Below are 18,035 nucleotides of genomic sequence, written 5' to 3'. Positions count from 1 at the left end.
CATCTTGGTCAGATCGATGACCCGCACGATGTTCGGGTGATCGAGTCCGGTGAGCACGGAGTACTCGCCGCGTAGGGCCTCTTCCGCGGCGCCCTCCGAGCGCGCGATCTTCAGGGCGCGGGTGCGCCCGCTGACCAGGTGGCGCGCGGCGTATACGACAGCCATGCCTCCCTGGCCGAGGCGCGTGACGATCTCGTAGTCGGAGCCGATGCGCTGACCCGCCTGGAGGTTGTCGGCATCGAGCGGCGCACGCCCGACGTTCGGGATGAGCGCCTGACCACGGGGCGACGGATCGCGCCCGACGCGCACGGCCTCGATGGCCTCAGCAAGTGTGGCGTAGCGGTCGGTGGCGCGCAGTTCGACCATCTTGGCGACAGCCTCGTCGAGGCTGAGGGGCAGACGCTGCGAGATGTCGCGCACGCGGCGCATGAGCCGGCGCTGCGCCATCAACTGGCGGGTGTTCTCGAAGAGCGGCTTGCCGGTGAGGACGAGCGCCAGCATCGCACCAAGGCTGAACTGGTCCGACGCGGGCTCTGCGCTGGAGAAGGCGGTCACGACCTCGGGCGCCGCGTATACGAGCCGGTCGTCGTGGATGGTGGTGAGCGAGATGGTGGCGTCGCTCGTCATCTGCTTCGCGAGGTCGAAGCCGGTGACGCGCACCTCTGTCGGCTCTTGCTTGTCCTCGACGAGGACGACGTCGGGCCGAAGCAGGCGATGGACCACGCCCTGATGGTGCACCTCGTCGATGGTCTGGGCGATGCGGATCCAGAGGTCCGTGCGGAGGCGGAGATCAACCTTCTCTTTGCCGCGCGCGTCGGGCCCGTAGCGCTCGACCCAGGTGTTGAGCGTGATGCCCTTGAAGTGCTCGAGCGGCAGCACGATGCCTGCCTCGTCAGAAAAGGGCGGGTCGGCGGCGAGGACACCCTCACTGCGACCGAGGCGGCCGAGGACCTGCGCTTCCCAGCGCGCTCGCTCGGCGATGCGGTCACGCTGCGTCTGCGTAGCGAGCGGCGGGACGCTGTAGATGCGCAGCACGCGCTCGGCGCCCGACAACGTGTTCTTCCCGAGCAACTCCGTGAAGGTGTCGTGGTGATCGAAGGTCTCGACGACCTCGTACTCGCGAACGCGGCGCACCGGGCGCGGCCCGCTCTGCGCGCCCGTGAACAGTTCGAGCAGTTCTCGCTCGGCGTTCGACGACGCCAGGAGCGCGCGCCCGCCGCTCATGCGCTTGATGAGCTCGGGATCCTGGAGCGCGGCGAGGATGGTCTTGCGCGTGTGGACACGGTCGTTGCTCGCCGGGCCGCGCACGCCGACGTCAGTCGTGGCCGAGAGGAACACGAGGCCTTCGGTCCACACCTGGCCAGCCTGGTAGCTCGCGTTCTTCAGGTGCGACTTGAGCACCTGGGACGTGATGCGATTCAGCTTGAGGGGGCTTCTGATCTTCTCGGGCAGCCACCAGTCGTTGTCGGTGCCCTCGATGCGGCCTCGGTACGACTTGATCTCGACGACGAAGACTGCGTGCGTCGCGACGACGACGGCGTCAAGTTCATAGACGACGCCGGTGCGCTCCACGAGCCATGCGTTGCCGTAGACGGTGAAGCTCTCTGGCAACCCATCGACGAGGAAGCGGAGCGCCTGCCGTTCGGCATCGTGCGCGGGCTCACCGATCTGGATGAACTTGGCCGCCATCTTTCACACCAACAGGACCTTCGCGGTCGGGAACCAGATAGCGAGCTGGTCCTCGACACGGAAGAGCCCGCCCTTGTCGGGGTGGAGACCGACGACGAAGTCGAAGGAGCGTTGACGGAGAGGATGCTCCAGATTCTTGAGGTCGGCCGCGTCGGCGCGCGTAGCGAAGTCGGAGTGCGGTGCGCCGAGTTCGAGCGCGACGATGCCCGCGAGCGTCAGCTCTTGCCAGGAGCCACATGCTACGGAGAAGTTGTCCTGAAGAGTGAGGTCCTTCTGGCTGCTCACGAGGTGGTGCGCGAGTTGGCCGCCGGTGCCCGGCAGTTCGAGGACCTTCTGGTGCGACTTCATGACGTGCAGGTCCGAGCGGGCTATGCGCATCGGCAGGCCGAGCAGGCGCGCCTGCTCGAGGATGTAGTCAGCGCCAGCCGTGTTCAGCGGCAGGGACTCGATGGCCTGGAGCCAGTCGTCGGTGATCGTCTCCGGCAGGCGATCGGGGCGCAGTACGCCACCCATGGCCTCGGAATCGAAGGGCACGCGATGGAGGACGGCGGCGTCCTCGAAAAGCAGCGAGACGAGGTCGACGCTCGACAGGCGCCCACGGAAGCGGGACCAAGTGTCGAGCTTCGGCTCGGTGAGCCGCGGCCGACGTCGGCCCGCAGCTTCGTCGCGCGCGAGGGCGTGGAGCAGCGATGCCGCCCAGATTCCGGTGGAGCGCTGAGCGTCGCTCAGCGTGGACACATCAAGGGACGGCATTAACAATCTCCCCATGTCGGGTCCTCGGCGGCGCCTTCAGCGCGGACCCACTCATCGACCTCGGAGAGCATGAACTTCCAGAGGCGACCAGTTCGGTGACCAGGAGCATCCGCGACTCGATCCAGCGGTACACCGAGTCCTTCGCAACCCCGAGGTGCTTGGAGGCGTCTTCGACCGAGACCCAAGGTTCTGTTGTCATTCCCTTTGCTCCGGGCCAATCGGGACCATTGTGCACTTGAGCACGGTATCCGGATCGGGCCTTGTCAAGAAGACCCAAGGAAAGTCGATGAGACCGAAGGATCGAGCCCTCGGGTCGCGGCGGGGTGCAACGCCGTGCGCCAAGTCGAGCCGCCGGGAGACGTGCCCGAGTAGCACCGCAGCAAGGTGGTCGTGGAAGAGCGAAGCCAGCTGCCGCGCCGTGCCCCTCACCCGCTCGGCGAGCGTTTCACTGTGAGCCAGCAGTTCGGTCCCCTCATCCATTATCCACGCATGCTCGGAACGATTGACCGGCGCCCCGACCCCGTCACATTCCTCAACCTCGCGCAGGAGCAAAGCGTTCTGGCCCATGCCCCGGACGTGAAGCTCTTCAAGACGAAGAAGCCCGACTACGACTTCCTCGCGTTCGAGAAGGTGGAACGGGTCATTGAAGCCGCTGCGCCTCAGGACTTGGCCCTGCTGACGACGTCGCCCAAGACGGGCCTAAGTGCACTGAGGAGGAAGTAGGCCCGAAACGACAAAAGCCCCCGAGTCTTTCGACTCGGAGGCTTCTATCGGAGTGCCCAGGGCGGGATTCGAACCCGCACACCTTTCGGCGCCACCCCCTCAAGATGGTGTGTCTACCAGTTCCACCACCTGGGCGTTTCTGCGCGGACCATCTACAGGACCGCACCGGATCACGCAACGTGTTTCTAACCGCTGCGTGCTCCAGATTTATTCGACGGGCTCTTACGGAGCCGGAGTCGGCGCCGCCGGCTGAGCAGGAGCCGACTGGCCCTCCGCCGGAGCCGCAGGAGCCTCACCACGGGGCTGCTCGAGCGCACCAGGGGCCGACTGCTCACCCGCCGGAGCCGCCGCGCCCGGAGTCGCGGGAGCCGAAGCCGCCGGAGGAGGAGCGGCCACCGAGCCACCCGCCGCCACCGAGGAGCGAAGCCCCACGAAGGACAGGCCGAGCGAGGTGAAGAAGAACATCGCGGCGCAGACGCCCGTGAGCTTGCTCAGGAACGTCACGGCACCACGGCCACCAAAGGCGCTCGTGGCCGCGCCGCCGCCGAGGGCCGAGCCCATGCCAGCGTCCTTACCCGGCTGCAGCAGGATGACGAAGATCATGAACACGCAAACGAGGACGTGCACGATCGTGACGAAGGTCAGCATGAGAGGTCTTTCGAACGTTCCGTGAAAAGGAGGCGCACCCTACACAAACTGCCGAATGGGTGACAACTTCTTCCGCCCGCCAGTGAACCTACTCTAGGTGGCCGCCTTGATGATGGCCGCGAAATCGCCCGCCTTGAGGCTCGCCCCACCGACGAGCGCCCCATCGATGTCCGGCTGACCCAGCAATTCCGCGGCGTTGTCCGGCTTGACGCTCCCGCCGTACTGGATCCGCACCCGCCCGGCCGTCTCCCCATCATACAGCCGACCGACGAGCCCGCGGATCGCGGCGTGGACCTCCTGCGCCTGCGCCGACGTCGCGTTGCGCCCCGTCCCAATCGCCCACACCGGCTCGTACGCCAGGACGAAGCTCGCCACGTCCTTCGCCTCGAAGCCCGCCAGCCCGCCCCGGATCTGCCGCTCCACCACGTCCAGCGTCTGGTTCGCCTCGCGCTCGGCCAGCGTCTCGCCCACGCAGAGGATGGGCTTCATCCCGGCCGCCACGACCGCCCGGGCCTTCTTGTTCACCGACTCGTCCGTCTCCCCGAAGAGCTGCCGGCGCTCCGAGTGCCCCACGATGACGTAGGCGCACCCCAGCTCGGCCAGCATCGGCGCGGACACCTCACCGGTGAAGGCACCGGACGCCTCCCAGTGGCAGTTCTGCGCGGCCAGCTGCAGCGGCGCCCCTTCCAGGGCGACGTGCAGCGGCTGCAGCGCCAGGAACGTCGGCGCCACCACCACCTCCACCACATCTCCGACGGAAGCCACGGTCCCCCGCAGCTCACGCACCAGTGCCAGCGCCTCCGGCACCGTCTTGTTCATCTTCCAGTTGCCGGCGACGATCTTCCGACGACGAGCCGAGACAGCCATGAATGCCTCCCCCAGAGGTGTGGTGGTGTTGCTTCGCGGCGCGAGAGACTACCGCGTTTCCAGCGCCTTGATGCCCGGCAGCTCCTGACCTTCCAGGAACTCCAGAGAGGCGCCTCCGCCAGTGGACACATGGCTGAGCTGAGCCGCCAGGCCCATCTGTGCCACGGCCGCCGCGCTGTCGCCGCCGCCGATGACGGTGACGGCCTGCTTGTTGTTCGCCATGGCCGTGGCCACCGAGCGGGTCCCCTCGGCGAACTTCGCCACCTCGAACAGGCCCATGGGGCCGTTCCAGATGACCGTGCGCGCGTCGCGGATGTGCTGGGTGAAGATGGCCCGCGTCTTCGGTCCGATATCCAGGCCGATCATGTCCGCGGGAACCACGTTGTCCGCGGTCTCCTTCGCGACGCTCTTGTCCGTCAGCTCCGTGCCGACGATGTGGTCCACCGGCAGGACGATGGGCGTCTTGAGCCGAGCCGCCGCCTCCAGGAGGCGCGTGGCCAGGGACAGCTTGTCCCCCTCGACGCGGGACTTGCCGACCTCCACGCCCTGCGCCTTGAGGAAGGTGTAGGCCATGGCGCCGCCGATGAGCAGCGCGTCCACCTTGGGCAGCAGGTTCTCGATGACCTTGATCTTGTCGGTGACCTTGGAGCCCCCGAGGATGGCCACGAAGGGCTTCTCCGGGTTCTTCAGCACGCCGCCCAGGTACTCGATCTCCTTCTTCATCAGGAGCCCCGCCGCCTTCTCCTTCACGAAGGGCACCATGCCCGCTGTGGAGGCATGAGCGCGGTGCGCGGTGCCGAAGGCGTCGTTGATGTAGACGTCGGCCAGCGCCGCCAGCTCGCGCGCGAAGGACTCGTCGTTGGCCTCCTCCTCCTTATGGAAGCGGAGGTTCTCCAGGACGATGACCTGGCCTTCCTTCAGGTCCTTCACCTGCTTCTTCACGCCGTCCCCGATGCAGTCATCCGTGAGGATGACCTCGTGCTTGGGGCCGAGCAGCTCGGCCAGTCGCGCGGCGACCGGCTCGAGCGACAGCTTGGGGTCCGGGCCCTTGGGGCGGCCCAGGTGGGAGGCCAGGATGACCTTCCCGCCGAGGTCCAGCGCCAGCCGGATGGTCGGCAGCGCCTCCTTGATGCGGGTGTCGTCCGTCACGCGCCGCCCCTCCAGCGGGACGTTGAAGTCCACGCGGATGAAGGTGCGCTTGCCGGTGAGCTGCAGTTGGTCGATGTAGCGAATCATTGGCTCTCCCCTCGCCCCTGACGGGGACTAGACGCCCTTGGACACGAGGAACTTCGCCGTGTCCACCATGCGGTTGGAGAAGCCCCACTCGTTGTCGTACCAGGCCATGACCTTGACCAGGTTGTCGCCCATCACGAAGCAGTTGGTGGAGTCGAAGATGGCCGAGTGCGGGTTGCCGTTGTAGTCCACCGACACCGTCTGCTCGTCGCTGAACTCCAGGATGCCCTTGAGCGAACCAGCGGCGGCCTTGCGGAACGCCTCGATGATCTCCTCGGCGGTCGCCTTCTTCGTGGTGTTCACCGTCAGGTCCACCAGCGACACGTTCGGGGTGGGCACGCGCACCGACATGCCGTGCATCTTGCCCTTGAGCTGCGGCAGCACCTCGCCGATGGCCTTCGCGGCGCCAGTGCTGGTGGGAATCATGGACAGCGCGGCGGCGCGGGCGCGACGCATGTCATCGTGGGTGAGGTCCAGGATGCGCTGGTCGTTGGTGTAGCTGTGGATGGTCGTCATCAAGCCCTTCTCGATGCCGAAGCCGTCCAGCAGCACCTTGGCGACGGGCGCCAGGCAGTTGGTGGTGCACGAGGCGTTCGAGATGATGTGGTGCTTGGACGCGTCGTACTCGGTGTGGTTGATGCCGTAGGCGATGGTCAGGTCCGGGCCCTTGGCCGGCGCGGAGATGAGGACCTTCTTGGCGCCCGCCTTCAGGTGCTTCTCCGCGCCCTCTCGGCCCGTGAAGCGGCCGGTGCACTCCAGCACCACGTCCACGTTCATGCTCTTCCACGGCAGCGCCGTGGGGTCCTTCTCCGCGGTGACGGTGATCTCCTTGCCGTCCACCACGATGCCCTTGTCCGTCGCCTTCACGTCGCCCGGCCAGGTGCGGTGCACGGAGTCGTACTTGAACAGGTGCGCCAGCGCGGCCGGCTTGTCGAGGTCGTTGATGGCGACGATCTCGAGGTCTTCCTTGCGGCTGAGGGCGGCGCGCAGGATGCAGCGACCGATGCGACCGAAGCCGTTGATGGCGATGCGAGTGGCCATGTTCGTGTCTCCTTGGGAGCAGTGAGCGCCAGGCGGCGCCCACGGGTCATCACGTCAGAAAATCAGGGCCGCCGACCGTAGGCACGTGGCCCCGCCGAGTCAACGCTTCACGTCGCTCGCGCGACGACGCGCGCGCCGAAGCTGAACAATCACCCCGAGCAACAGCCAGAGTCCGGTGCTCGTTCCCGCGCCAGCCCCACAGCCGCAGCCGGAGTCACCGAGCGGATAGAACTGCGGCAGCACGTCCAGGACGATGGGGGCCGGGGGCTCCGGGGGCTCGGGCTCCTCCGGAGGATGCGGGTTCACCCCTCGCGGCGCCACGCATCCCGTCAGCAGGCCAGGGCCCGCATCGCCGGAGTCCCCGACGGGCGGCGTGGCCGGCGCGGGGAAGCCCGCGCGCACCAGGAACGCGGACAGGAGCCGCGCCCGAGCCGCCCGGTCCACCACCGACTCGAAGGGAACGCCCAGGAGGAGCACCTGCCCCCCCGGCATGGAGAACACGCCGGCTGACAGGTTCGTCCCCGCGTAGCGCAGCACCGCCGAGCCCCCCGACGCCGGGGTGAGCACGTCCGTCATTCCCACCGGGTAGGCCCCCCGGGTGCCATCGTCCAAGGTCAGCCCCGTGAGCTCCGAGAGGAAGTCTCCCGGCACACCTTCCACGCTCAGCGGCGGAGTGCCCGTGCCCGGAGCGGCCCGGAGGATGTCCGTGAGGAACGCCTTGTCGTCCGCGTCCCCCACCGACAGCGCGGAGGTCAACTGACCACCGGACAACAAGAGGTGGCCGCCTCCCGTCACGAAGGCGCGCAGCGCGTCCTGCTCCGCCCGCGTGGGCCGGTCTCCGTCCGCGCCACCCCGACCGGTGAACCAGTCCACCACCCGGTACCCCGCCCCCACGGACACCAGGCCCGCGGCCACCGCGCCGCTCGTCGCGCTGTCGAAGGCGAGCCCGGACTGGCTCATCGCATCGCCGTGGCGACGCACGTAGGTGCCGTCGTTCATCGCCTCCAGCAACACGCGCAGCGGGGCCTGCAAGTCATAGACGTCCAGCGCCTCGCCACAGGCCAGCGCCGAGTCCAGCCGCTCGAACGCGTTGACGACCAGCGCTGGCGGCGCCTCGCCCGAGCGAACGCCGACGATGGCGGACGGGAAGCCCTCGCCGCCCGCGCTCACCGCCGCGACGCGGAAGTAGCGCACCGTGCCCGTCGCCAGCGGAAGGGAGAAGGTCGTCCCGGTCACCTCGGTGCCGTCATCCCAGCCCTGGCCATCCGCGCTCTGGTAGACGCGGTATGCGGTGGGGGCGTCATGACCCTCCTCGTCCGGGTTCGCCGCCGGCACAGCCCAGCGGACCTCCACCGTGCCCACCGAGGCGTTGCGCACAACCACCGCGGAGGGCGGCTCGGGAGGGAGCTGCACCGCCACGCCGTCGCGGGTGGCGTAGTACTTGATGAGGCCCTGGAGGATGGCGCGCGCGGCGACGCGGCGGAAGGCAGGCTCCTTGAGGCGGTTCGAGTCGGCGACGGCGTCGTGGTACGCAATCTCCAGCAGCACGGACGGCATCTCCGGGTTGTGAGTGGGGTTCACCTCGCCCAGGTTCGCGGAGCGCAGGTTGCGCACGCGCCACGTCGAGTCCACCTCGCGGCGGATGTCGCGCCCCAGTTCGTCCAGCAGCGCCCGCGCGAGCACGTCACTGCCGGGGACGCCCGTGAAGTTGAGCGTGCCGTCCACCGGGTTCGGGCCATAGACGTAGGCCTCGGTGCCCAGCACGTTTCCCGTCGTGGACGCGTTGGTGTGCCAGGCCACGTACACCGCGTCCTCGCCCTCCTCGTGCAGCCACGCCGCGAAGCGCGCTCGCGCCGTCACGTCCGCGTTGCGCTCGTTGGCCAGCGCGTTGGCTCCGGTGGGCGCGTACACCGACGCCGGGGCGCCACTGAATTGCACGTGGTAGCGCGCGGCCTCCTCGTAGCGGGGCCGAGGCAGCGCGGCCATCTGCGCATCGCCGATGACGCCACTGCCACCGCCGAAGCGCACCGCATCCACCGACACAGTGCTCCCCTCCTCCGCGTCGTTCATCAGCACCACCGAGGCCGCCTCCGGCCCCGCGCCCGCCTTGAAGTAGAAGCGGCCCAGCAGCACCCACGTCCCGCCATGGCGGCGCTGGTTGACGCGGAAGTGGCTCTCCCCTCCCGAGTGGCGCACGACGTAGTGCGCGTTCGTCGTCCGCGCGGGGTCCGCTCCATAGGAGACATAGACGTTGTAGTGGCCGTCCGCCGGCACCACCGGCGCCCAGGTGGCCGTCGCCGTGGCCGTGGCGGCGCTCGTGGTGACGAGCTCCCGCGTCGCCCCCAGCGTGAAGGGCTCCACCGCGTTGCCCATGGGCGTCGGAGGCGTGCCCCAGCCCTTCTGCGTCGTGGCCCGGAACAGGCCCGTGTCCCCCGCCTCGGAGTAACCCGCACCGCCCTCGTCGACGATGACCATGCGCGGGTTGAGGTCCGGCTCGCGCACCGGCACCACCGTGGCGCCCGCGCCCATCAACATGGGCAGCAGGTACTGATTCACGACCTCGGCGGAGATGAGGTCCTCCACCACCGCCCACGTGTTGGGGCGCTGCGTGGCCCAGCGGGCCAGGGGTGCGGCCCGGTAGAAGCCATGGCCGGGGCTCAGATAGATGACCTTCCCGGACAATGCGCCCGTCCGGGTCCGCGTCTGGGGCACCCCCGCGAGCGCCTTGCCCGCCATCCCGTCACGGGCCTCCCTCCGGACGACGGGGGCCGCGGTGGCGCTCAGCTTCCGCGTCTCGTGCGCGCGCGGGGCCGGCGCGGGGAGGTACACCACCCCGGGGGGCTCCAGCCCACAGGCCCCTGCTTCTTCTTCGTGAAGGGCGTCAGGGGCCTGGGCCCCCGCGAGTGACGACGACAACAGGAGGGCCAGCAGCACGCCACTTTGACGCGCCCGGAAGAAGTTGGTGCTCATGGCGAGTGACCTTACCTATTCACATCTCCACGGCAATCGAACCCGTGGGTGCTAGCCTGCCCGCCCCTTCAGGTTCCGATGACTGTACCTGCCCGGCCACCTCCCCACTTCCCTCCTCGTCGCGGCTCGGGGCTCTTCGCCTCGTTCGGCCACGCATGGGCGGGCCTCATCCACACCGTCGTCCACCAGCGCAACATGCGCGTGCACCTCACCTCCGCCATGCTGGTGGGGCTGGTGGGCAGTGGAATCCCGCTGGGACTCGCGGAGAAGGTGACGCTCATCTTCTGCGTGCTGCTCATCTTCTTCGCGGAGATTCTCAACAGCGCGCTGGAGCACCTGGTCGACCTGGCCGTGCAGCAGTTCGACGAGAAGGCCCGGCTCACCAAGGATGCCGCCGCCGCGGGCGTGCTGGTGCTCGCGCTGGGCACGGTGGTCATCTTCGCCGCCATCCTCGTGCACAACTGGGAGACGGTGCGCACCAGCACGGACGCCATCATCCGACAGGTGGCCTTCGGCGTGCCCCTGACGGCCTGTGTCCTCGTGCTCGTGCTCCCCCAGCGCCGCCCACTCTGGGTGGATCTGCTCGCCTTCCTCGGCGGCGGCGTGCTGCTGGCGGTCCTGGCGACCCGCTCGGCCAGCATGGTGTTCAGCGCGATGACCGCGGGGCTGCTCTTCGTCGCCGGCTCCGCGGCCTACACCCGCCGACGCGAAGCGCGCTCCGCAGGGCAGCCACCGGGCGATTCCTCAATCAAGCGGACATAAAAAAACCGGCTCGCGCCGGTCCACCTGCCACCTCGTGGGCGGGAGCCCCGAATACCAGTCCGGAGCCCGCTCACCCGCCGAGGGTCGATGCGAAGAAGTCTCGCACCATCAGGCGCGCTGGCGCCACTCGGAACCCTGCTGCTCCGGGGTGGCCGGCACGGCGACGCTCTTGTCGCCTTCCTTCAGGTCCGACGTCACCAGATCAAGCAACTCCGTGGCGATGCCGATGACCTGGTGCGGGGTGTAGCCGCTCGCGCGAAGCTGGTTGAAGAAGGTGCGCGCCAGGATCCGGGTGCCCTTTTGATCGGTGCTCACAGTGAATGCCTCCAAATGGGGCGGCGAATTGAGGGGGGCCGCCGAGTAATCACGCGAGCCCTGTTCTTCAACCCCCGTGCCAGTTGATCTCTTCCAAAAGGATTCCCCAGCAGTTCCAGGGGGTTGAAGGGAAATGAGGCCCGGCATGGCCTCGCCAGGGGTGCGAAGGAGCCTACGCACCCTGGGGCCCCCCCGGGGGAAGTGGATGGCGGGGTGCATCACGGGATACGCACCCGGATGAGGACGCGACCCTCAAGTGGTTTCAAGTGCTTGCAATCTTTCACCAGGGTGAAGCAGATACGCGCCCCCACCAGGAGCGAACGGCAATGGCGTATCGGGTGAACAACATCGGGCTGTGGCTGGACGAGCCGGAGGAGCTGCTCGGTCAGCGGGCCGCGGAGAAGCTGGGCGTCACCCGCTCCGACCTCGCCTCCGTGCGGGTGGTGCGCTCCGTGCTGGATGCCCGCAAGAAGGGCAGCCCCCGCTACATCTACACGCTGGAAGTGGAGATGGCCCCGGGTCGCAAGCCCGCCCACATCCCTCCAGACGTGGGCGAAGCCCCTCCGCCACCGGAAGTCCTGCCCCCCGTGAAGGCGCCGGACCAGTGGCCCATCATCATCGGCACCGGCCCCGCGGGGCTGTTCTGCGCCCTGGGGCTCTTGGAGCGCGGCGTGCGCAGCATCCTGATTGAGCGCGGCCGTGAAGTCGTGGCCCGCCGCAAGGACGTGGCGAAGCTGATGCGCGACGGCACGCTGGACCCCGAGAGCAACATGAACTTCGGGGAAGGCGGCGCGGGCGCGTACACGGACGGCAAGCTGTCCACGCGCATCAACCACCCCATGGTGCGCAAGGTCATCGAGGCCTTCGCCCGCTACGGCGCGCCGGACCACATCCTCATCGAGGGCAAGCCGCACATCGGCTCGGACCTCCTGCCCGGCGCGGTGGCGAAGCTGCGCGAGGAGCTCATCGCGGGCGGCTGCCAGGTGCACTTCGAGCAGCGCGTGGACGACCTCCTCTACCGCGACGGCACCGTGGCTGGCGTGAAGCTGGCCGACGGACGCACGCTGGAGAGCAACCGCGTCATCCTCGCGCCCGGCAACTCCGCGCGGGAGCTGTATGAGCGCTTCGCCGCCGACGGCCGCGTCCTCGTGGAGGCCAAGCCCTTCGCGCTGGGCTTCCGCGCCGAGCACCCCCAGACGCTCATCAACGGCATCCAGTACGGCAGCGCCGCGAAGAACCCGAAGCTGCCCCCCGCCGACTACAAGCTGGCGGAGAACCTGGACGTGGACGGCGAGGTGCGGGGCGTCTACTCGTTCTGCATGTGCCCGGGCGGAATCGTGGTGCCCACGCCCACCCAGGACGGGCTCCAGTGCACCAATGGCATGAGCAACTCGCGCCGCAACGCGCGCTACGCCAACGCCGGCATCGTCGTCTCCGTCTCCGTGGCGGACTTCGAGCGCGAGGGCTTCCGAGGCCCCTTGGCGGGCCTGGAGTTCCAGCGGCACTGGGAGGAGAAGGCGTACGAGTTGGGTGGTGGACGCTTCTTCGCGCCCGCGCAGACGATTCCGGACTACCTGGCCGGCCGCGTGAAGAAGGACCCGGGCGGCACCAGCTACCGTCCAGGGCTGGCGCACGTGGACCTCAACCGGCTGTTCCCGGAGCGGCTCACCACGTCGCTCAAGCAGGCGCTGAAGACGTTCGACCGGAAGATGCGCGGCTTCATCAGCGACGAGGGCAAGCTCATCGGCATCGAGAGCCGCACCTCGTCACCGGTGCGCGTCACCCGGAACGAACTTCTCCAGTCGGTGTCCATGAAGGGCCTGTACCCCGCGGGCGAGGGCTGCGGCTACGCGGGCGGCATCGTCTCGTCGGCCATTGATGGCCTGCGAATCGCGGAGCAGATTGCCACCGAGCTGTCGTGAGGCGAGGGCCGTGCCTCACGAAAGGAGAGCTGCCATGCGTTACGTCGTGCGCACTCCGGACGGAGAGCTGACCTATCCGAGCATGGGTGCCGTGGAGCGCGCGTACACCCAGGGGCTGGTGGACCCGGAGGACGAGGTGCGGGAGGAAGACACCAGCGTGTGGCGCAAGGCTGGCAGCATTCCGGTGCTCGCCCAGGCCCGCCATCCCTCGTCGGGGATGGCCGCCCGGGGGCAGTGGCTGACGGTGGCGGGCGCGGTGCTGGTGGGCGCGCTGGCCCTGGCGCTGGTGCTGCGCGACTCCTGGCATTTTCGCATCCTCGGCATCGTCCTGGCGCTCGTCGTCAGCTCCCTGCTCACGCGGGTGACGTTCAAGGCGTTCAAGCGACCTCCGCCCCAGCTCTGAGGCTCGCTCCCTCCCCTGCCCTCCAGCGCGGGGGCCAGGCGTAGGCCGACATCGGCAAGCGCACGGCCCATGTTGTCCGCTGGAAGCACGCCACGGGCTTTCGTGCCTGTGGCTCCACGCGAGAGGGAGGACGCACCTTGCTCAGCACCTTTCTGTCCCGAGATGCCGCCCGTCGCCTGAAGCATGGCGCCCCCTGGCTGCGCCGGGAGGACATCGTCTCCATGGAGGGAACGCCCCAACCCGGTGAGCCCGTGCAGCTCCGGGACGAGGACGGCGCGGTGCTGGGCCTGGGCGACGTGGACCTGGAGGCGTCGCGTGCCGTGCGCCGCCTGGGCTTGCAGGACGAGGCGGTGGAGGGCCTGATTCCGCGCCACCTCCGTCACGCCTTCGAGCGCCGGGGCCGGCTGGTGGATGACCCGCGCTTCTGCCGCGTGGTCAACGATGACGGGGATGGCCTGCCCGGCCTCATCGTGGACCGGTACGACTCGCACTTCGTCGTGCAGACCCTCACCCGCTCCATGGACGCGCGGCATCAGGAGATCACCCGCGCGCTGGTGGAGGTGACGGGCGCCAGCTCCGTGCTGCTGCGCAACGACTCCGCCCGCCGACAGGTCCTGGGCCTGCCCACGCAGCGGCCCCACGTCCTCTATGGCACCCCGCCCCGCTGGTGCCGGCTGTTGGAGCTGGGGGCCCGCTTCACGGTGGACCTCACCTACGGCCAGGGCACGGGGTACGCGTATGACCAGCGTGAGCTGCGACGTGTCGTCGGGCGCATGGCCTGGGACGGCCGCGTGCTGGACGCGAGCTGCAACGTGGGCGGCCTCTTCGTCCACGCGGGTCTGCACGGTGCCCGACACATCCTCGCCTTCGACTCGGACGCGGACGCGGGGGACCTGGCGCGGGAGAACGCGGAGGCCAACGGCCTGCTCGGGCGGGTGATGGTGGAGAAGGGCACCGCAATCCAGGCCCTGCGAGCCGTGCGGGAGACGTTCGACCTGGTGTTGCTGGACACACCCCGCGTGGGCTCCGAGGAGGAGTTCGTGGAGCAGGTCCGGTACGCGCTCAGGCGCACCCGCCATGGGGGACGGCTGCTCGTGGTCGGCTATCACCCCCCGCTGGCCCAGGGCGGCTTCGACGAGCTGGTGGCCACCGCCTGCGAAGCGGAGGCGCGCATCGCTACACGGCTGTCTCGCCCGGGATTGCCGCCAGACCACCCCACGCTCGTGGGCTCCCCCGGCGCGGAGTACCTCGACGCGGTGGCACTCGAAGTGACTTGACGCGAGTCCCCCGCGCCGCCTTCCGGGGTGCTAGTGTCCGCGCCCGCGATGACCAACGAAAACGTCCCAGAGACCGCGACCCCGGAAGGTTCCGTCGAGACCGTCCGCAAGGTGTACGCGGCCGACCTGCGAGAGAAGGACCGCGTCAACACCGTCTTCCGTGTCACCAAGAAGGAGAAGGTGACGGCCCGGAGCGGCAAGGTGTTCCTCGCCATGACGCTCGTCGACAAGAGCGGCGAGGTGGACGCGCGCGTCTTCGACAAGGTGGACGCGCTCGAGCCTGCCTTCCAGTCGGGCGACTTCGTGCTCGTCCAGGGCGGCGTCATCCAGTTCCACGGCCGCACCCAGATTGTCGTGGAGGCCGTGGAGCGCCTGGACCCCGAGCCCCTGGACCCCAAGGAGTTCGAGCCGCCCCCCGCCCCGCCCCAGGAGGCCAAGCCCGCCGCCGAGGCGAAGCCCGCTTCCGAGCCGCGCGCGGAGAAGGCGGACAAGGCCGAGAAGATCGAGAAGACGGACAAGGGCGAGGGCCGTCACGAAGGTGGCGGTGGCGCGCGCGCCGCGGGCCTCATCCGCGAAATCGTCAACGAGCGCATCAGCGACCCGTACGTGAAGCAGCTCCTCCTCGCCTTCCTGGATGATCCGCAGGTGGCCGCGGGGTTGCCGGTGTCTCCGGCGGCCAAGGGCATGCACCACGCGTGGCGCGGGGGCCTCGCCGAGCACCTGCTGTCGGTGATGCGGCTGACGCTGCGGGTGGCGGACCACTATCCGATGGCGGACCGCGACCTGCTGCTGGCGGGCGCGATGCTGCACGACGTGATGAAGGTGGCCGAAATCTCGCCGGACAAGGGCTTCGACTACACGGACGAGGGCAAGCTCGTGGGTCACCTGGTGATGACGGCCCAGAAGATCCGCGAGAAGACGCTGGCCATCCCCGGCTTCCCGCCGCTCCTGGAGCAGCACCTCACGCACCTGGCCATCTCCCACCACGGGCAGCTCGACTACGGCAGCCCCAAGGTGCCGATGACGCTGGAGGCGCACATCGTCCACGCGCTGGACTCGCTGGACTCGCGCATCTCCTCCTGGCTGGAGGCCATGCAGCGCGACCCCAACGATAAGTGGACGGACGTGCTGCGCCACTACGACCGCCAGCTCTGGAAGGGCCCTTCGCCCACCACCCGGGGCCGCGCTCCGGTGGAGGGTGGCGGCGCGGGTGGTGGCCGTCGCAAGTCGCGCGAGGAGAAGCGCAAGGCCCGGGGTGAGAAGGCCCCGAACCAGGGCACTCCTCCGTCCGAGGGCACCGCCCCCGCCATCGCGCGCGAGGAGTCGCCGCGTCCGCCTCGCGAGGAGCATCAGCGTCCTCCGCGCAAGGAGCGCCCGCCCCGCGAGGAGCGCGCCCGGGACGAGCAGCGTCCGCCCCGCGAGGACCGTCCCCCCCGTGAGGACCGTCCGCCCCGCGAGGACCGTCCGCCCCGCGAGGACCGTCCGCCCCGTCCGCCGCGCGAGGACCGCCCGCCGAGAGATCCGAGCGGGCTGCCCAAGGAGCTGACCTTCAAGCCCTTCAGCGCGCTGACGACGCTGCCCCCTGCCTCCGAGTCCTCATCGAAGAATGGAGAGGGCTCCTCGGAAAGCTGAGTCGTCATGGCGAAAAAGCTGGGTGAGCGCCTCATCGAGGCGGGACTCGTCAACGCCGGGGCCGTGGAGCAGGCCCTGGAGCACCAGAAGATCACCGGCCACAAGCTGGGGGACTGTCTGGTGGAGCTGGGGCTCCTCCAGGAAGCGGCGTTGCTGCGCTTCCTGGCCGCGGAGTTCCAGACGCGCTTCGTGAGCGCGGACAAGCTGGCCAAGGCCAAGATTCCCACCGAGGTGCTGGACAGGCTTCCGGTGCGTCTGGCCGAGGCGCAGAACGTGCTGCCGCTCGCGGTGGACCCGGACCGGAAGCTGTTGTCCGTGGTCGCCGCCGAGCCGCAAAACAAGGCGCTGATGGACGAGATTGCCCTGGTGACGGGCATGTCGGAGGTCTACGCGTACGTGGGCCTGCGCGGCGCCATCGCCGCGGCCATCCGCAAGCACTACTACGGAGACCCCACGGCGTTCGCCGCGCTGTTGGAGTCGGCGAGCGCGCACTCGAATCCGACGGAGTCGACGTCGCGCACGGGGGCGGCGGAGCACAACCGCACCTCCACCAGCAACCGCAGCAGCCTGTCCTTCCGGGTGGAGACGGACGCGCGCATGCGGCTGCAGCGCGCCGGTGGCACGCAGGTGGCGGGGCGTCCCTCCTCCACGCAGCGGCGCGAGCCGGGCGGCCCTCGCGGGCTGGTCAGTGACATCGACTACGTGGAGACGCTGGGCATCCTCGTGGGGTTGCTGGAGCAGGACCGCCAGCGCCACCGGGGACACTCCGCGCAGCTCGCGCGACAGGCGGGCATCGTCGGCCAGCGCATGGGCATGCCCCACAAGGAGCTGGCCGCGCTGTCCATCTCCGCGTACCTCCATGACCTGGGCAAGCCCTCCGAGCGGCACTTCTCGCTCGCGAGCAACGCCATCAACTCGGAGTGGAAGGCGCAGGCCCGCACGGCCTGTCGCGCGCCCACCAAGCTGTTCGAGACGGTGCACCTGCCCACGCAGGTCAACACCATCCTCGCGCAGCTCTACGAGGCCTGGGATGGCTCCGGCACTCCGCAGGGCGCCAAGGGCGAGGAGATCACCCTGGGCGCGCGCATCCTCGCCGCGGTGGACAGCTTCCTGGAGCTGACGAAGAACCCTGGCAACGCGCTGGGCAAGGCGCTGACCAAGGAGCAGGCGCTGGAGCACCTGAGAACCAACTCGGGCGTGCTCTATGACCCCGTGGTGGCGGACATCGTCATCCAGCTCCAGAGCGGCGAGCTCTTGCGCCATCGGCTGGAGAGCGAGGGGCGTCAGGTGCTCGTCGTGGAGCCGGACGAGACGGCCCGGGGCGAGCTGCTGGAGGCGGTGCTCAAGCACGGCCTGGTGGCGCACGCGCTGTCCACTCCGGAGGGCGCGCACGACGGGCTGGCCCGGCAGGACTGCGACGTGCTGGTGGTGAGCCTGCGCCTGGGGCAACAGGAAGTGCTCGATTTGCTCCAGCAGGCGCGCTCCACGCCGGAGACGGCGGGCCTTCCCATCGCCGTGGTGGGCGAGCCGGATGCGGCCACGCGCGAGCGCCTGATGATGGGCGGCGCGACGGAGCTGCTGCCCCCGGGAGACAAGTCCCTGGTGGCCAAGGCGGTGCGCGCGATGCTCGAGGACCGGGTGCTGCACAACGGCCCGGGCCGCGTGGTGCGTGGCAGCTTCGACGAGCTGCCTCCGCGTGAGCTGCTGCGCACGCTGGGCGGCGGGAAGAAGAGCGGCAAGCTCCAGCTGCGACAGCACACGCTGGAGGGCTCACTGCACCTGGAGGGAGGCCGCGTCGTC

15 protein-coding genes and 1 tRNA gene are annotated in these 18,035 nt (G+C 69.2%); 7 read left to right on the top strand and 9 right to left on the bottom strand.

Annotation, left to right across the window (positions count from 1 at the left end; genetic code table 11):
- Together ACN469_RS43405 and ACN469_RS43400 are read right to left on the bottom strand one after the other, a co-directional pair.
- Window positions 1-1,689 (bottom strand): protein kinase domain-containing protein (locus ACN469_RS43405; RefSeq protein WP_498778276.1); only part of this gene is annotated, 1,689 nt, incomplete at its 3' end.
- Window positions 1,690-1,692: 3 nt separating this feature from the next.
- Window positions 1,693-2,442: a hypothetical protein gene (locus ACN469_RS43400; RefSeq protein ID WP_498778275.1), complete on the bottom strand. Its 750-nt coding sequence runs from the start codon at window positions 2,440-2,442 to the stop codon at window positions 1,693-1,695.
- 390 nt (window positions 2,443-2,832) lie between these two features.
- On the opposite strand from ACN469_RS43400, the gene ACN469_RS43395 reads away from it, so the two are divergent.
- Complete coding sequence (locus ACN469_RS43395) at window positions 2,833-3,165, top strand: hypothetical protein (protein ID WP_498778273.1); 333 nt, start codon at window positions 2,833-2,835, stop codon at window positions 3,163-3,165.
- A gap of 53 nt (window positions 3,166-3,218) precedes the next feature.
- On the opposite strand, the gene ACN469_RS43390 is transcribed toward ACN469_RS43395, so the two are convergent.
- From ACN469_RS43390 to ACN469_RS43365, 6 genes are all read right to left on the bottom strand, one after another.
- Window positions 3,219-3,300 (bottom strand) — tRNA-Leu (locus ACN469_RS43390).
- A gap of 87 nt (window positions 3,301-3,387) precedes the next feature.
- Window positions 3,388-3,813 carry a preprotein translocase subunit SecG gene (gene secG, locus ACN469_RS43385; protein WP_498778271.1) on the bottom strand — a complete coding sequence of 142 codons (426 nt, stop codon included), beginning with the start codon at window positions 3,811-3,813 and terminating at the stop codon, window positions 3,388-3,390.
- 93 nt (window positions 3,814-3,906) lie between these two features.
- Window positions 3,907-4,680: a triose-phosphate isomerase gene (gene tpiA / locus ACN469_RS43380; protein WP_498778270.1), complete on the bottom strand. Its 774-nt coding sequence runs from the start codon at window positions 4,678-4,680 to the stop codon at window positions 3,907-3,909.
- Between the two features lie 48 nt (window positions 4,681-4,728).
- Complete coding sequence (locus tag ACN469_RS43375; protein ID WP_498778268.1) at window positions 4,729-5,916, bottom strand: phosphoglycerate kinase; 1,188 nt, start codon at window positions 5,914-5,916, stop codon at window positions 4,729-4,731.
- Between the two features lie 27 nt (window positions 5,917-5,943).
- Window positions 5,944-6,954, bottom strand: a complete 1,011-nt coding sequence (gene gap / locus ACN469_RS43370) for a type I glyceraldehyde-3-phosphate dehydrogenase (protein ID WP_498778266.1) — start codon at window positions 6,952-6,954, stop codon at window positions 5,944-5,946.
- Between the two features lie 99 nt (window positions 6,955-7,053).
- Window positions 7,054-9,924 carry a golvesin C-terminal-like domain-containing protein gene (locus ACN469_RS43365; RefSeq protein WP_498778264.1) on the bottom strand — a complete coding sequence of 957 codons (2,871 nt, stop codon included), beginning with the start codon at window positions 9,922-9,924 and terminating at the stop codon, window positions 7,054-7,056.
- A 78-nt stretch (window positions 9,925-10,002) separates the two neighbouring features.
- Here ACN469_RS43365 and ACN469_RS43360 point away from each other — a divergent pair, with 78 nt between their 5' ends.
- The gene (locus tag ACN469_RS43360) at window positions 10,003-10,686 is read left to right on the top strand and encodes a diacylglycerol kinase family protein (RefSeq protein WP_498778262.1); all 684 of its coding nucleotides are present in this window, start codon (window positions 10,003-10,005) and stop codon (window positions 10,684-10,686) included.
- A gap of 108 nt (window positions 10,687-10,794) precedes the next feature.
- Here ACN469_RS43360 and ACN469_RS43355 read toward each other — a convergent pair whose 3' ends face one another.
- Window positions 10,795-11,001, bottom strand: a complete 207-nt coding sequence (locus ACN469_RS43355; RefSeq protein WP_498778260.1) for a hypothetical protein — start codon at window positions 10,999-11,001, stop codon at window positions 10,795-10,797.
- A gap of 326 nt (window positions 11,002-11,327) precedes the next feature.
- Between ACN469_RS43355 and ACN469_RS43350 the strand changes: the two genes are divergently transcribed.
- The 5 genes from ACN469_RS43350 to ACN469_RS43330 form a co-directional block, all read left to right on the top strand.
- The gene (locus tag ACN469_RS43350; protein WP_498778258.1) at window positions 11,328-12,923 is read left to right on the top strand and encodes an NAD(P)/FAD-dependent oxidoreductase; all 1,596 of its coding nucleotides are present in this window, start codon (window positions 11,328-11,330) and stop codon (window positions 12,921-12,923) included.
- Window positions 12,924-12,957: 34 nt separating this feature from the next.
- Window positions 12,958-13,326: a hypothetical protein gene (locus ACN469_RS43345; protein WP_498778256.1), complete on the top strand. Its 369-nt coding sequence runs from the start codon at window positions 12,958-12,960 to the stop codon at window positions 13,324-13,326.
- Window positions 13,327-13,463: 137 nt separating this feature from the next.
- Window positions 13,464-14,603, top strand: a complete 1,140-nt coding sequence (locus ACN469_RS43340) for a class I SAM-dependent rRNA methyltransferase (protein WP_498778254.1) — start codon at window positions 13,464-13,466, stop codon at window positions 14,601-14,603.
- 48 nt (window positions 14,604-14,651) lie between these two features.
- On the top strand, window positions 14,652-16,235 hold the full coding sequence (locus ACN469_RS43335) for a 3'-5' exoribonuclease YhaM family protein (protein WP_498778252.1): 1,584 nt from the start codon (window positions 14,652-14,654) through the stop codon (window positions 16,233-16,235).
- Window positions 16,236-16,241: 6 nt separating this feature from the next.
- Window positions 16,242-18,035, top strand: a 1,794-nt coding sequence (locus ACN469_RS43330; RefSeq protein ID WP_498778250.1) for an HD domain-containing phosphohydrolase, incomplete at its 3' end; no start/stop codon positions are given.

The organism is Corallococcus terminator (assembly GCF_049194865.1).
Lineage (GTDB): Bacteria > Myxococcota > Myxococcia > Myxococcales > Myxococcaceae > Myxococcus > Myxococcus terminator_A.
This window is presented reverse-complemented; position numbering and strand designations above follow the sequence as displayed.